Origin of the sequence: Cedecea selenatireducens (assembly GCF_042138895.1) — a bacterium.
GTDB classification, from domain to species: Bacteria; Pseudomonadota; Gammaproteobacteria; order Enterobacterales; family Enterobacteriaceae; genus Cedecea; species Cedecea selenatireducens.
This window is the reverse complement of the sequence record NZ_JBHIKW010000005.1, coordinates 312,875-326,807: the sequence shown is the minus strand read 5'-3', so window position 1 is coordinate 326,807 and position 13,933 is coordinate 312,875. Positions and strand designations below refer to the sequence as shown.

Below are 13,933 nucleotides of genomic sequence, written 5' to 3'. Positions count from 1 at the left end.
GCACCGAAGTGCCCGTCATCAAGTTGTTAAAACTATTCGTACTCGCTCATCGGCACGCAGGAGCAGAACAGGTTACGGTCGCCGTAAACGTCATCGAGGCGCTTCACGGTTGGCCAGTATTTGTTGCCGTGGCCTGCCGGGAACACAGCCAGCTCGCGGGTGTACGGATGCGCCCACTCGGCAACGATTTCGTCCTGAGTGTGCGGCGCGTTCACCAGCGGGTTGTCTTCCAGCGTCCATTCGCCGGCTACCACGCGGTCAATTTCGCTGCGGATAGAGAGCATGGCTTCGATGAAGCGGTCCAGCTCCACTTTACCTTCGGATTCGGTCGGCTCAACCATCAGCGTGCCCGCCACCGGGAACGACATGGTTGGCGCATGGAAGCCGAAGTCGATCAGGCGCTTGGCGATGTCCAGCTCGCTGATACCGGTTTCTTCTTTCAGCGGACGAATATCCAGAATACATTCGTGAGCCACGCGGCCGTTCGCGCCGGTGTACAGCACCGGGTAAGCGGACTTGAGGCGAGTCGCGATGTAGTTGGCGTTCAGAATCGCCACGGAGCTGGCTTTCTTCAGGCCATCCGCGCCCATCATGCGGATGTACATCCAGCTGATTGGCAGGATAGAGGCACTGCCAAACGGAGCCGCGGAAACCGCGCCCTGCTGGGTCAGCATCTCTTCAATCTGCACCACGCTGTGGCCCGGTACAAACGGAGCCAGATGTGCTTTCACGCCGATTGGGCCCATGCCCGGGCCGCCACCGCCGTGTGGAATACAGAAGGTTTTGTGCAGGTTAAGGTGCGAAACATCTGCGCCAATGTAGCCCGGCGTGGTGATCCCGACCTGGGCATTCATGTTCGCCCCGTCCAGGTACACCTGGCCGCCGAACTGGTGAACAATCTGGCAAACTTCGCGGATGGTTTCTTCATACACGCCGTGGGTCGACGGGTAGGTCACCATGATGCAGGAGAGCGCTTCGCCAGCCTGTTCGGCTTTAGCACGCAGATCCTGCAGATCGATGTTGCCTTGTTTATCACAGGCCACAACGATCACTTCCATGCCCGCCATCTGCGCGGAGGCCGGGTTGGTACCGTGCGCGGAGCTTGGGATCAGGCAGATATTACGACTGCCTTCGTTGCGGCTTTCGTGGTAGCGGCGGATAGCCAGCAGGCCTGCATATTCGCCCTGCGCGCCGGAGTTCGGCTGCATGCAAAGCGCGTCATAACCGGTCAGCTTCACCAGCCAGTCGGACAGCTGGGCAATCATCTGATGATAACCTTCAGCCTGGTTTGCCGGGCAGAACGGATGCAGTTCAGCAAATTCCGGCCAGGTGATCGGGATCATTTCGGCGGCGGCGTTCAGCTTCATGGTGCAGGAGCCGAGCGGGATCATCGCCTGGTTGAGCGCCAGGTCTTTGCGTTCCAGAGAGTGCATGTAGCGCATCATCTCGGTTTCGCTGTGATAACGGTTAAAGACCGGGTGAGTCAGAATTTCGTCGTCGCGCAGCATCGGCGCTGGAATGGATTTGCTGTCGTTGGCAACGTCGCGATCCAGCTTGTCGATGTCCAGGCCGTGAGCATCGCCCAGCAGCACGTCGAACAGGGCCACAACGTCTTCACGGGTGGTGGCTTCATCAAGGGTGATGCCCACCGCGTTCAGGATGTCGCTGCGCAGGTTGATTTCACGCGCTTCGGCACGCGCCAGCACGGCGGCTTTATCGGCAACTTCAACACAAAGGGTGTCGAACCAGTGCTTGTGGCGCAGGACCAGGCCTTTCTGCTGCAGGCCAGCGGCCAGAATGTCGGTCAGGCGGTGAATGCGGCCTGCAATGCGCTTCAGCCCGGCCGGGCCGTGGAAGACCGCATACAGGCTGGCAATGTTCGCCAGCAGAACCTGAGAAGTACAGATGTTGGAGTTCGCTTTCTCGCGGCGGATGTGTTGCTCACGGGTTTGCATCGCCATGCGCAGCGCGGTGCGGCCGGCGGCATCGCGGGAGACGCCGATAATACGGCCAGGCATGGAACGCTTAAATTCGTCACGTGCGCCGAAGAACGCCGCGTGCGGGCCGCCGTAACCCATCGGTACGCCAAAGCGCTGTGCGGAACCGAACACGATGTCCGCGCTTTGTTTGCCCGGTGCGGTCAGCATGACCAGCGACATAAAGTCTGCGGCAACGCTCACGACCACTTTGCGCTGTTTCAGCTCGGCAATCAGCGCGGTGTAATCATGCACTTCACCGGTAGTGCCAACCTGCTGCAGGAGCACGCCAAACACATCCTGGTGATCCAGCACTTTCGCTGCGTCATCAACAATGACGTCAAAACCGAAGGTTTCCGCGCGGGTACGGACCACGTCCAGCGTTTGTGGATGAACGTCGGACGCCACAAAGAAGCGGTTAGCGTTTTTCAGCTTGCTGACGCGTTTGGCCATCGCCATAGCTTCTGCCGCCGCGGTGGCTTCATCAAGCAGCGAAGCAGAAGCGATGTCCATGCCGGTCAGGTCAAGCGTGACCTGCTGGAAGTTCAGCAGCGCTTCAAGACGGCCCTGGGAAACTTCCGGCTGATAAGGCGTGTAGGCGGTGTACCAGCCCGGGTTTTCCAGCATGTTACGCAGAATCACCGGCGGCGTTTGTACCGCGGTGTAACCCATGCCAATGTAAGTTTTGAAGCGTTTATTGCGGCTGGCGATGGCTTTTAATTCAGCCAGCGCGGCAAATTCGGTCGCAGCGGCGCCAATCTGAGGCGGCTCGGCAAGCTGAATGTCCTGCGGAACGATGCTGGTGATCAGGTCGTTGAGCGTCTTCGCCCCGACGGTGTCCAGCATTTCTTGCTGCTGCTGCGCGTTCGGGCCAATGTGACGGTCGATAAACGCTTCGTGATTCTCTAACTGACGTAAAGACTGGGTCATGAGCGGTGATTCCTGAAATGTTTTCCCCTCTCGCCGGGGAGAGGGGTTTAAAAATTACTCGTCTTCTAACAGCGCTTCATAGGCAGAAGCATCCAGCAGCGCGGCAACCTGTGCTTCGTCGCTGGCTTTAATTTTGAAGATCCAGCCTTCTCCGTAAGGCTCGCTGTTGACCAGCTCCGGGCTGTCGCTCAGCGCGTCGTTAACCGCGACGATTTCACCGCTGATTGGGGCGTAGATGTCAGAAGCCGCTTTCACGGATTCGGCAACGGCACAATCATCGCCGGCAGAAACGGTGGCACCCACTTCAGGCAGGTCCACAAACACCATGTCGCCCAGCAGTTCCTGCGCGTGTTCGGTGATGCCCACGGTGTAGCTGCCGTCAGCTTCTTTACGCAGCCATTCGTGCTCTTTGCTGTATTTCAGTTCGTTCGGCACATTGCTCATTGTTTTCTCCTGATACCTGATTTCAAAATTTAAAGCGCAACCGGCTTACCGGCGCGAACAAAAATAGGTTTGGTGACTTTGACCGGCATTTCGCGGTTGCGGATCTGCACAATCGCCGTTTCACCGATGCCGGCCGGTACGCGGGCCAGCGCAATGCTATAACCGAGCGTAGGCGAGAAGGTGCCGCTGGTGATCGCCCCTTCATGGATATTGCCCTGCGCGTCGGTAAACCGTACCGGCAGCTCATTACGTAATACGCCTTTTTCGGTCATGATCAAGCCAACCAGCTGCTCAGTGCCGCTGGCGCGCTGCGCTTCCAGCGCTTCACGGCCGATGAAATCACGATCTTCCGGCTGCCAGGCGATAGTCCAGCCCATATTGGCAGCCAGCGGAGAAACACCTTCGTCCATATCCTGGCCGTAGAGGTTCATACCCGCTTCAAGTCGCAGCGTGTCGCGAGCGCCCAGCCCGCAAGGCTTAACGCCGGCCTCAACCAACTGCGCCCAGAACTCTGCGGCCTTTTCGTTAGGCATCGCAATTTCATAGCCCGCTTCGCCGGTGTAGCCGGTCGTGGCGATGAACAAATCGCCGGACTGCACGCCAAAGAACGGCTTCATGCCTTCAACGGCTTTACGTTGTTCTTCGCTAAACAGCGTGGCGGCTTTAGCCTTCGCGTTCGGGCCCTGAACGGCAATCAGCGACAGGTCATCGCGCACGGTAACGGACACGCCATACGTCTCAGCATGCTGGTTAATCCAGGCAAGGTCTTTTTCACGGGTGGCGGAGTTAACAACGAGGCGGAAGCTGTCTTCGGTGAAGAAGTAGATAATCAGGTCATCAATTACGCCGCCGGAAGCATTAAGCATGGCGGTGTAAAGCGCTTTGCCTGGCTGAGTCAGTTTGGCGACGTCATTGGCGACCAAATAACGCAGGAATTCGCGGGTACGGCTGCCCTGCAGGTCGACGATGGTCATGTGGGAAACGTCGAACATACCGGCGTCGGTGCGTACCGCGTGGTGTTCATCAATTTGTGAGCCGTAGTGCAGCGGCATCATCCAGCCGTGGAAATCAACCATGCGGGCGCCACAAAGCGTGTGCTGTTCAAATAAGGGGGTCTGTTGAGTCATCTTTTCCTCTTTAACCATCTGGTTGCAAAGCGGATTTGGCTTTGCCAACCGTCAGACGAAACCCGGCACCGCCACCGTTCCCCGATAGCGACGCAAACGTTACCTTTGACCTGAACTTACCACCGAACGGGGGCGTAAACCATAAGCGGAAAACGGTCATTGCATTAGCTTATGACCAAAATGGGAGAGGAAGTGTGCAGAGTAATTCACTGAAAAAATGCGATGCGCCCCACATTAACAGCAGGTATTTAATGTCGAATTTAGCACTAGCTAACATTTACGACCATTTCAGAAACAAATTAACTACATCGCTAAAATTGTAAGATTAGAAAATGTAATCCGAGATTTGTCCTGAGATTAGAATATTTCAAACGAGGGCGAAGGTGCCCTTCCCGGTCATCGGGAAGGGAAATGTGACGGGGTTATCACTTAGAGATTCAACGTAGCCAGGACGGCAGGTCTTGCAGCCCCATCGCCTGACGGATCAGTTGGGGCTTCACGCCCGGCAGCGTGTCGGCCAGCTTCAGGCCGATATCCCGCAGCAGCTTTTTCGCCGGGTTGCTGCCGGCAAACAGGTCGCGGAACCCCTGCATGCTGGCAAGCATGACCGCCGCACTGTGCTTGCGGCTGCGTTCATAGCGGCGCAGATAAAGATGCTGCCCGAAGTCTTTGCCCTCAAGATTCAGGCGACGGATTTCGGCAATCAATTCTGCGGCATCCATAAAGCCCAGGTTGACGCCCTGCCCGGCCAGCGGATGAATGGTATGGGCGGCATCGCCCACCAGCGCCAGGCGATGACCGGCAAAGCTGCGGGCATAACGCCCCGTCAGCGGGAAGACGCGGCGCTCGCTTTCCACGGTACACAGGCCGAGGCGCATATTAAAGGCTACGGAAAGCGCCTGATTAAAGGCTTCATCGTCCACCTGCTGCATACGCGCCGCTTCCTCCGGCGGCAGCGACCAGACAATCGAGCACAGATGCGGGTCAGAGAGCGGCAGAAACGCCAGAATACCTTCTCCGTGGAACGCCTGCCTGGCGACAGCCTGATGCGGTTCGGCGGTACGAATCGTTGCCACCAGCGCGTGGTGATTGTAGTCCCAGAACGTCAGCGGAATATCTGCTTTATCGCGCAGCCAGGAGTTTGCGCCATCGGCGCCGACGACCAGCCTTGCGGTCAGCATCGCGCCGTCTTTGAGGGTCAGAAACGCTTCGTTTTCGCCCCAGGCAACCTGGTTAATTTCCGCCGGTGCCATCAGGGTGATGTCGCTGCATTGCTCCGACCGCTGCCAAAGCGCCTGGTGGATCACCGAGTTTTCAATGATGTGCCCAAGATGGCTGAAACCAAAGCTCTTGTCGTCAAAGGCGATTTGCCCGAAGCTGTCTCGCTCCCAGACTTCCATCCCGTGATAGCAGCTGGCCCGCTCGCTAATTTTTGGCCACACGCCAAGGTGCGTCAGCAGTTTTTCACTGGCCGCATTGATCGCCGAAACACGCAGTTCAGGCGCGGCATCAGGCGCAAGCGGTTGAGGAAGGTGGCTTTCAATGACCGCAACGCGCAGGCCGCTGCCCTGGAGCCCACAGGCTACCGCCAGCCCCACCATTCCGCCGCCGACAATCGCCACATCTACGCTTTGCAAATTGACTCTCCTTTAACGCGCCACCCAACCCAGGGTGCGCTGAGCCAGCACGTCTCGTGCCGGGGTAAAATGTTCCATCGCCATCAGGCCAAGATTACGGCCCGCTACCAGCGGTGCCCAGCGGTTAGCAAACAGCTGAACCAGCCCGTCGGTAACGCCAATGGTCGCGGCTTTATCTGCGGCACGACGCTGCTGCCAGGCCGCAAGCACCGGGAAGCTGCCAACATCGGTGCCTGTGGCGTGCGCCTGTGCTAATCCTTCGGCCAAAGACATGACGTCACGCAGGCCGAGGTTAAAGCCCTGACCGGCTATTGGATGCAGCGTTTGCGCGGCATTACCGACCAGCGCCAGGCGATGAGAAACTGTCTGCGAGGCCGTCGTCAGCGCCAGCGGATAGTGATGGCGCACGCCCGCATGGGTAATTTTCCCGAGCCGCCAGCCAAAGGCACGCTGCAGCTGCTGGCAAAACTCGGCTTCGCTCCAGCTTTCAACTTCTGCACGAGCCTCCAGCGCGTGGCACCACACCAGCGAACAGCGCCCGTCAGACATCGGCAGCATGGCAATCGGCCCGTGCTCGGTAAAGCGCTCAAACGCCCGCCCATTATGGGGCTCGGAGGTGGTGACGTTGGCGATGACTGCAACCTGATGATAGCTTTGCGGCTGCCAGGTCACGCCGCACTGCGCGGCAAGCTTAGAGCGAGTGCCATCCGCCGCGACCAGCACGTTACCCTGCAGCTCGACGCCATTATCCAGCACAACGTTTACGCGATGTTCATTCCGGGAGAAAGACGCCACACGCTGTGGACAATGCAGCGTTACGCCCGGCGCCTTACGCAGCAGGCCAAACAGGCGCAGCCCGATGTCATGCAGCTCCACCACATGCCCGAGCGCATCAATCTGATAATCTTCCGCTTCAAGCGTGACAAACCCGGCGTGGCCCCGATCGCTAACGTGCACGGTTTTAATCGCCGTTGCACAGTCGGCAATAGCAGGCCAGATACCAATGCGGTCAAGCTGTTGGCAGGTGCCTTTTGCTAACGCAATTGCGCGAGCATCAAACCCCGGATGCGCGGTGGAATCCGGCGCTACGGCTTCAATCAGGCTAACCGGTAGCTTGCCGCGAGTGAGCGTTGAGATAGCCAGCGCAAGCGTCGCCCCGGCCATCCCGCCGCCAACAATTATTACGCTCATTGCTGACGCGCCGCAGCCATCAGCGCTTCGATATCGTCTGCCGATTTCACCACGCTGGCGGTCAGATTTTCATTGCCGTCTTTGGTGATAACGATGTCGTCCTCAATGCGGATGCCAATGCCACGGTACTGCGCTGGCACGTCCGCATCCGGCGCGATATAAAGCCCCGGCTCAACGGTAATAACCATGCCCGGCTCGAGCACGCGCGACTTGTCCTGGCCGTAAGAGCCAACGTCATGAACGTCGAGCCCCAGCCAGTGGCTCAGGCCATGCATAAAGAAGGCGCGGTGAGCATTGCTGGCAATAAGCTGATCGACATCGCCTTTGAGAATGCCCAGTTTCACCAGCCCTTTAACCATGATGCGTACGACTTCCGCCGTCACTTCCTGCATGGAGGTGCCTGGACGGTAGAGTTTTAGCGAAGTTTCGAGGGATTCCAGGACGATGTCGTAAATCTCACGCTGTGCCGGGCTGAACTTCCCGTTGACCGGGAAGGTACGCGTGATGTCTCCGGCATAGCTTTGGTATTCACATCCGGCGTCAATCAGCACCAGATCGCCGTCGCGCAGCTCACTTTCGTTTTCGGTGTAATGCAGAATACAGCCGTTTTCACCGCCGCCGACGATGGTGGTGTACGAAGGATAACGCGCGCCGTGGCGAGTAAATTCGTGATGAATTTCCCCTTCGAGCTGATATTCAAACATTCCCGGGCGGCAGGCCTGCATGGCACGAGTATGCGCCAGCGCGGTGATTTCCCCGGCGCGGCGCATAACTGCAATTTCCTCTTCTGATTTGAAGAGGCGCAGTTCGTGCACCGTCGGGCGCCAGTCCGTCAGCGTTGCTGGCGCGGCCAGGTTTTGACGCGAACCGCGACGTAGCTTATCCAGCGCGGCAAACACGATGCTGTCTGCGTATTCGTACTCGCCCTGAGCGTGGTAAACCACGTCCAGACCGTTTAACAGGAGGTGTAGCTGTTCGTCGATTTCCGTAAAGGCCAGCGCGCGATCCACGCCCAGCTTCTGCGGTGCAGCTTCCTGGCCAAGTCGACGACCAGACCAGATCTCAGCGCTTTTATCCCGCACGCGGTTAAACAGCACGCTGTGGTTATGTGATGTGTCACTTTTAATGAGCACCAGCACCGCTTCCGGCTCGTTAAAACCGGTGAAGTACCAAAAATCGCTGCTCTGCCGATAGGCATACTCGCTATCCGCATTACGGATAACTTCGGGCGCGGTAAAGATAAGCGCAGCGCTGCCGGGGGCCATTTTAGCCAGTAACGCCTGACGGCGACGGAGAAATTCCTGCTGATTCATCACACCTCCTGACATTTTTATCGTTAGTGGAGCGTTGGCTTGCGTACCTCTGGTGCGGTCGGTGCCGCATGAGTAAAGGTGTCGTGGCACAGCAGTGCAGCAACACGTACATACTCAATAATCTCTTCGAGGGACATTTCCAGCTCTTCCTGATCTTCGTCCTCGTCATAGCCCAACTGGGCAATATTACGCAGATCGTCAATCGCTTCGCCGGTTTCGCCGGTGACTTTATCCAGCTTGCTCTGCATCACGCCGAGGCCCAACAGGAAGTGGTTTACCCAGCCGGAAAGCGCATCGGCACGATCGAAGACGGAGACATCATCCCCATCCGGCAGGTAAAGCTGGAACAGGAAGCCTTCGTCTTCCAGCGCGTCGCCAATGGCACCGTGCATATTACGCAACGGGTCCGCCAGATTCTGGCTAAAGGCGAGGCCTTCGTTAGTCAGGTCATGCAGCAGCGTTTGCCAGCTAGTATCGTTGTTACCGCCGCACAGCATGCCGCTGATTAAGCCGTGCATTTCTGCAGGCGTCAGGCCCACACCCTGTTGGTTCAAAAGTTGACCGACTAAGTCGTAGTCAGGCATTGCGTTCTGTATTGACATGCGCATTCGTCATCGTTGGCAGGAATAGTGTGTGTTATGCTACCACCAGGACCCCCGCAGATACCAGAAAAGGGCTTGTATCTTGATATCGGGATAGCTATAGTGGCGCCCCTTCCGCTACCGGGGCCGGTAGCGTTAAGGCAGGCGAGTAAACAGCAGGAAGGTAGCATGTCTGCACAACCAGTCGATATTCAAATTTTCGGTCGTTCATTGCGCGTGAATTGTCCGCCTGAACAACAGGATGCGCTGAATCAGGCTGCGGAAGAGCTGAATCAGCGGTTGCAAGATTTAAAAGTTCGCACTAGAGTCACAAATACCGAGCAGCTGGTCTTTATCGCAGCACTGAACATTTGCTACGAGCTGACTCAGGAAAAGTCGAAAACCCGTGACTACGCCGCCAACATGGAAGAGCGTATTCGGATGCTACAGCAGACCATCGAACAAGCATTGCTTGAGCAGGGTCGCATCGCAGACCGACAGGGTCCAAAGTTTGAATAACACTTCGCAGTTGACTATGGTAGAGTAACTTCGAAGACAAAATTTCTCTGAGATGTTTGCAAGCGGGCCAGTCCCCTGAGCCGATATTTCATACCACAAGAGTGTGGCGCTCCGCGGTTGGTGAGCATGCTCGGTCCGTCCGAGAAGCCTGAAGACCATGACGACACACTCACCTTGAACCAAGGGTTCAAGGGTTACAGCCTGCGGCGGCATCTCGGAGATTCCCTCTTTACTACCCAGCCATCATGACGCATATCCCGTTAACCTCAACGCTTCGTCAGAACATTCGCCAGACAATCCGGCAGCGACGTCGGTCACTCACTCCCGCTGAACAACAAAATTTTGCCCTACAGGCCGCTGAACGCATGCTGGCGTTTGAGCCAGTTCTTGACGCGAAAACCGTGGCGCTGTTTCTTTCCTTCGACGGCGAGCTTGATACCACGCCGCTGATTGAAGCACTGTGGCAGGCGGGAAAAGAGGTTTACCTTCCGGTTCTTCACCCTTTTAGCGCCGGTAACCTGCTTTTTTTGCGCTATACGCCGCAAAGCAATCTGGTCACTAATCGCCTGAAAATTCTAGAACCTAAGCTGGACGTTCGCGACGTGTTGCCGCTGAACAGGCTGGACGTGCTGGTTACGCCTCTGGTTGCCTTTGATGAAACCGGACAGCGTTTGGGGATGGGCGGCGGGTTTTACGACAGAACGCTACAGAATTGGCAGCAGCACGGCCTTTACCCGGTTGGCCTGGCTCACGATTGCCAGCAGGTGGATGCATTGCCAGTCGAGCAGTGGGATATCCCTTTACCAGCCGTAATCACACCGTCGCGCCTCTGGCAGTGGTAATGCCCCTTCCCCATCAGAGGAAGAGGCAGCCTCGTCTATCAGTACAGCAGGCGGGCGCGGATTGTGCCCGGAATTGCTTTCATTGATTTCAGCGCTTTCTCCGCAACATCTTCCGGCGCATCAATATCAATCACGACGTAGCCCATGTGCGGCGTAGTCTGCAGGAACTGAGCGGCAATGTTGATGCCCTGCTCGGCAAAGATCTGGTTAAGCGCGGTCAGGATCCCCGGACGGTTCTCATGAATATGCAGCAGACGGCTGGTTGTACCGCCGTGCAGCGGCAGAGAAACTTCAGGGAAGTTAACCGCAGACAGCGTAGAGCCGTTATCAGAGTATTTCGCCAGCTTGCCCGCCACTTCCAGGCCAATGTTTTCCTGCGCTTCCTGAGTCGAGCCGCCGATGTGTGGCGTCAGGATAACGTTGTCGAACTCGCACAGCGGTGAGTTAAACGGATCGCTGTTAGTCGCAGGTTCGGTCGGGAAGACGTCGATGGCCGCACCGGACAGGTGTTTGCTGGACAGCGCGCCGCACAGAGCAGGAATATCCACCACCGTGCCGCGAGAAGCGTTGATCAGCAGTGAACCCGGCTTCATCAGCGCCAGTTCGTTAGTGCCAATCATGTTTTTGGTCGAGGCGTTTTCAGGCACGTGGAGACTCACCACATCGCTCATATTCAGCAGGTCGGAAAGATGCTGAACCTGAGTGGCGTTACCCAGCGGCAGCTTGTTCTCGATGTCGTAGAAGTAAACGTGCATTCCCAAAGATTCAGCGAGGATCCCCAGCTGCGTGCCGATGTGGCCGTAACCGATAATGCCCAGCTTTTTACCACGAGCCTCGTAAGAACCCACGGCCAGCTTGTTCCACACGCCACGGTGCGCTTTGGCGTTAGCCTCTGGAATACCGCGCAGCAGCAACAGCAGTTCGCCAATGACCAGCTCAGCAACGGAACGGGTGTTAGAGAACGGGGCGTTGAACACCGGAACCCCACGCTTCGCGGCGGCGTCCAGGTCAACCTGGTTTGTCCCAATGCAGAAACAGCCCACCGCCACCAGCTTCTCGGCTGCGGCAAAGATCTCTTCGGTCAAATGGGTGCGGGAACGCAGGCCAATGAAGTGAGCATCACGGATCGACTCTTTGAGCGCTTCGGAATCCAGCGCGCCTTTATGAAACTCAATGTTGGTGTATCCCGCCGCGCGAAGATTATCCACCGCTTTTTGGTGCACGCCTTCGACAAGCAGGAATTTAATTCTGTCTTTATCCAGTGATACTTTTGCCATTTCCCCGACCCTATTTCTGTGCTGTTGTGTTCGTTTCTGGGCGGTGATGCGCCACCGCCTATAAGTTACCCTTCTGTCAAAATATCAAAATCTACGTTTGGGGCAATATGAACGATTGCGTCGCCGTCTCGTCAGGAGGGAATAAGGCGGCAGGTGTCAGAATAAAATGCTGGGAGGGAGGAAGAACCAGGAATGAATCACAGGACTGTTACCAAAATGTGATATATGTCACCAAATATGCCGTTAAAATAATTTGTCATTTTTTATACGGATTTTTGGGGCGCGGGATGCGCCCCGGTCAGATCATTTCACGATGGTTTTCACGCCGTCTGCGGTGCCGATCAGCGCCACATCCGCGCCGCGGTTCGCAAACAGCCCCACGGTCACCACGCCAGGCATACCGTTGATGGTATTTTCCAGCTTCATCGGCTCCATGATGCTTAGACCATGCACATCCAGAATGATGTTACCGTTGTCCGTTACCACGCCCTGGCGATATTCCGGGCGGCCGCCCAGCTTCACCAGCTCACGCGCTACGGCGCTGCGCGCCATCGGGATAACCTCAACCGGCAGCGGGAAGTTACCAAGAATATCGACCTGCTTGGACGAGTCCGCGATGCAGACAAACTTCTCTGCTACCGAAGCGATGATTTTCTCGCGGGTCAGGGCCGCACCGCCGCCTTTGATCATCTGCATCTGGTTGTTAATCTCATCGGCACCGTCAACATAAACGCCTAAGGAGTCCACCTCATTGAGATCGAAAACGGTAATCCCAAGGCTTTTCAGTTTCGCGGTGGAAGCGTCGGAGCTGGAAACAGCGCCTTCAATCTGGTGCTTGATGGTGCCCAAAGCATCAATAAAGTGTGCGGCAGTTGAGCCCGTGCCCACGCCCACAATGGTGCCCGGCTGCACGTACTGGAGTGCTGCCCATCCGACTGCTTTTTTCAGTTCATCCTGCGTCATAATTTTATGCCTGTGATGTGGAAACTGACGCGCATTATAGAGCATGCATCGGAAAAATGTCCCCGGCTTTGCCGCAATGCCAACGTCATCACGTTCGAACGAAATCACCGCTCGCCGATTTGGTCTGAATCAACGGCAAATTTATGTCATAGTGATTGCCCGACGAAATCAGGAGCAAATGAACAACAATGAAACGCCCGGACTACAGAACGCTGCAGGCGCTGGATGCGGTAATTCGTGAACGAGGATTTGAGCGTGCGGCGCAGAAGCTGTGCATTACTCAGTCGGCCGTCTCACAACGTATTAAGCAACTGGAAACGATGTTCGGCCAGCCATTGTTGGTGCGCACCGTGCCGCCTCGTCCTACCGAGCAGGGCCAAAAACTGCTGGCGCTTTTACGCCAGGTAGAGCTGCTGGAAGAAGAGTGGCTGGGCGACGAGCAAACCGGCTCCACGCCGCTGCTGCTTTCCCTGGCGGTCAACGCCGACAGTCTGGCAACCTGGCTGCTGCCGGCTCTGGCGCCGGTATTAGCCGACTCGCCTATTCGCCTGAATCTTCAGGTTGAAGATGAAACCCGGACTCAGGAACGCCTGCGCCGTGGTGAAGTGGTCGGGGCGGTTTCCATTCAGCCTCAGCCGCTGCCGAGCTGCCTGGTGGATCGCCTGGGCGCGCTGGACTACCTGTTTGTTGGGTCGAAAGATTTTGCCGAACGCTATTTCCCTAACGGCGTCACGCGTTCAGCCCTGCTTAAAGCCCCCGCCGTTGCGTTCGATCATCTCGACGACATGCATCAGGCGTTTTTACAGCAGAACTTTGACCTGTCGCCGGGCAGCGTGCCGTGCCATATCGTTAACTCTTCGGAAGCCTTTGTGCAGCTGGCTCGCCAGGGCACAACCTGCTGTATGATCCCGCATCTGCAAATTGAGCGCGAGTTGAATAGCGGCGAATTAATCGACCTGACGCCGGGCCTGCTGCAGCGACGCATGCTTTACTGGCACCGCTTTGCGCCTGAAAGCCGCATGATGCGTAACGTGACGGATGCTTTGCTGGAGTACGGGCATAAGGTATTGAGGCAGGATACGGAATAACGCTTTGATTAACCCTCGCCTGGAACGGCGAGGGTTAAGGTGAAG

At 56.9% G+C, this 13,933-nt stretch carries 12 protein-coding genes and 1 other RNA gene; 4 read left to right on the top strand and 9 right to left on the bottom strand.

Annotated features, from left to right (window positions below; all coding sequences use genetic code 11):
- Positions 1-32: 32 nt before the first annotated feature.
- The 7 genes from gcvP to ACE38U_RS11190 all read right to left on the bottom strand — a co-directional run bounded on the left by gcvP (position 33) and on the right by ACE38U_RS11190 (position 9,220).
- Positions 33-2,906, bottom strand: coding sequence for an aminomethyl-transferring glycine dehydrogenase (gene gcvP / locus ACE38U_RS11220; protein WP_038479114.1), 2,874 nt, complete (start codon positions 2,904-2,906; stop codon positions 33-35).
- Positions 2,907-2,960: 54 nt separating this feature from the next.
- Positions 2,961-3,350, bottom strand: a complete 390-nt coding sequence (gene gcvH / locus ACE38U_RS11215) for a glycine cleavage system protein GcvH (protein WP_008461608.1) — start codon at positions 3,348-3,350, stop codon at positions 2,961-2,963.
- 29 nt (positions 3,351-3,379) lie between these two features.
- Positions 3,380-4,477: a glycine cleavage system aminomethyltransferase GcvT gene (gene gcvT / locus ACE38U_RS11210; protein ID WP_038479111.1), complete on the bottom strand. Its 1,098-nt coding sequence runs from the start codon at positions 4,475-4,477 to the stop codon at positions 3,380-3,382.
- A gap of 437 nt (positions 4,478-4,914) precedes the next feature.
- The gene (gene ubiI / locus ACE38U_RS11205) at positions 4,915-6,114 is read right to left on the bottom strand and encodes an FAD-dependent 2-octaprenylphenol hydroxylase (RefSeq protein ID WP_375529751.1); all 1,200 of its coding nucleotides are present in this window, start codon (positions 6,112-6,114) and stop codon (positions 4,915-4,917) included.
- 12 nt (positions 6,115-6,126) lie between these two features.
- Entirely contained in the window at positions 6,127-7,305 is a 1,179-nt protein-coding gene (ubiH, locus tag ACE38U_RS11200) for a 2-octaprenyl-6-methoxyphenyl hydroxylase (protein WP_375529750.1), read from the bottom strand.
- Complete coding sequence (pepP, locus tag ACE38U_RS11195) at positions 7,302-8,618, bottom strand: Xaa-Pro aminopeptidase (RefSeq protein ID WP_038479102.1); 1,317 nt, start codon at positions 8,616-8,618, stop codon at positions 7,302-7,304. Before pepP ends, ubiH begins: the two co-directional genes overlap by 4 nt.
- A gap of 23 nt (positions 8,619-8,641) precedes the next feature.
- On the bottom strand, positions 8,642-9,220 hold the full coding sequence (locus ACE38U_RS11190) for a YecA/YgfB family protein (RefSeq protein WP_144244050.1): 579 nt from the start codon (positions 9,218-9,220) through the stop codon (positions 8,642-8,644).
- A gap of 168 nt (positions 9,221-9,388) precedes the next feature.
- On the opposite strand from ACE38U_RS11190, the gene zapA reads away from it, so the two are divergent.
- The 3 genes from zapA (at position 9,389) to ACE38U_RS11175 (ending at position 10,560) form a co-directional block, all read left to right on the top strand.
- Positions 9,389-9,718 (top strand): cell division protein ZapA, encoded by a 330-nt coding sequence (gene zapA / locus ACE38U_RS11185; protein WP_038483197.1) that lies wholly within the window; start codon positions 9,389-9,391, stop codon positions 9,716-9,718.
- Positions 9,719-9,759: 41 nt separating this feature from the next.
- Positions 9,760-9,943: non-coding RNA, 6S RNA (gene ssrS, locus ACE38U_RS11180), on the top strand.
- Between the two features lie 20 nt (positions 9,944-9,963).
- Positions 9,964-10,560, top strand: a complete 597-nt coding sequence (locus ACE38U_RS11175; protein ID WP_375529749.1) for a 5-formyltetrahydrofolate cyclo-ligase — start codon at positions 9,964-9,966, stop codon at positions 10,558-10,560.
- Between the two features lie 38 nt (positions 10,561-10,598).
- On the opposite strand, the gene serA is transcribed toward ACE38U_RS11175, so the two are convergent.
- Positions 10,599-11,837, bottom strand: coding sequence for a phosphoglycerate dehydrogenase (gene serA / locus ACE38U_RS11170; RefSeq protein ID WP_038479096.1), 1,239 nt, complete (start codon positions 11,835-11,837; stop codon positions 10,599-10,601).
- 303 nt (positions 11,838-12,140) lie between these two features.
- Positions 12,141-12,800, bottom strand: a complete 660-nt coding sequence (gene rpiA / locus ACE38U_RS11165; protein WP_038479093.1) for a ribose-5-phosphate isomerase RpiA — start codon at positions 12,798-12,800, stop codon at positions 12,141-12,143.
- A gap of 188 nt (positions 12,801-12,988) precedes the next feature.
- Between rpiA and argP the strand changes: the two genes are divergently transcribed.
- Positions 12,989-13,888 carry a DNA-binding transcriptional regulator ArgP gene (argP, locus tag ACE38U_RS11160; RefSeq protein ID WP_008461592.1) on the top strand — a complete coding sequence of 300 codons (900 nt, stop codon included), beginning with the start codon at positions 12,989-12,991 and terminating at the stop codon, positions 13,886-13,888.
- The last annotated feature ends 45 nt before the right edge of the window (positions 13,889-13,933 follow it).

Coding starts and splice junctions, on each gene's coding strand:
- gcvP (WP_038479114.1), bottom strand. CDS start 2,906: ATGACCCAGTCTTTACGTCAGTTAGAGAATCACGAAGCGTTTATCGAC.
- gcvH (WP_008461608.1), bottom strand. CDS start 3,350: ATGAGCAATGTGCCGAACGAACTGAAATACAGCAAAGAGCACGAATGG.
- gcvT (WP_038479111.1), bottom strand. CDS start 4,477: ATGACTCAACAGACCCCCTTATTTGAACAGCACACGCTTTGTGGCGCC.
- ubiH (WP_375529750.1), bottom strand. CDS start 7,305: ATGAGCGTAATAATTGTTGGCGGCGGGATGGCCGGGGCGACGCTTGCG.
- pepP (WP_038479102.1), bottom strand. CDS start 8,618: ATGAATCAGCAGGAATTTCTCCGTCGCCGTCAGGCGTTACTGGCTAAA.
- ACE38U_RS11190 (WP_144244050.1), bottom strand. CDS start 9,220: ATGTCAATACAGAACGCAATGCCTGACTACGACTTAGTCGGTCAACTT.
- zapA (WP_038483197.1), top strand. CDS start 9,389: ATGTCTGCACAACCAGTCGATATTCAAATTTTCGGTCGTTCATTGCGC.
- ACE38U_RS11175 (WP_375529749.1), top strand. CDS start 9,964: ATGACGCATATCCCGTTAACCTCAACGCTTCGTCAGAACATTCGCCAG.
- serA (WP_038479096.1), bottom strand. CDS start 11,837: ATGGCAAAAGTATCACTGGATAAAGACAGAATTAAATTCCTGCTTGTC.
- rpiA (WP_038479093.1), bottom strand. CDS start 12,800: ATGACGCAGGATGAACTGAAAAAAGCAGTCGGATGGGCAGCACTCCAG.
- argP (WP_008461592.1), top strand. CDS start 12,989: ATGAAACGCCCGGACTACAGAACGCTGCAGGCGCTGGATGCGGTAATT.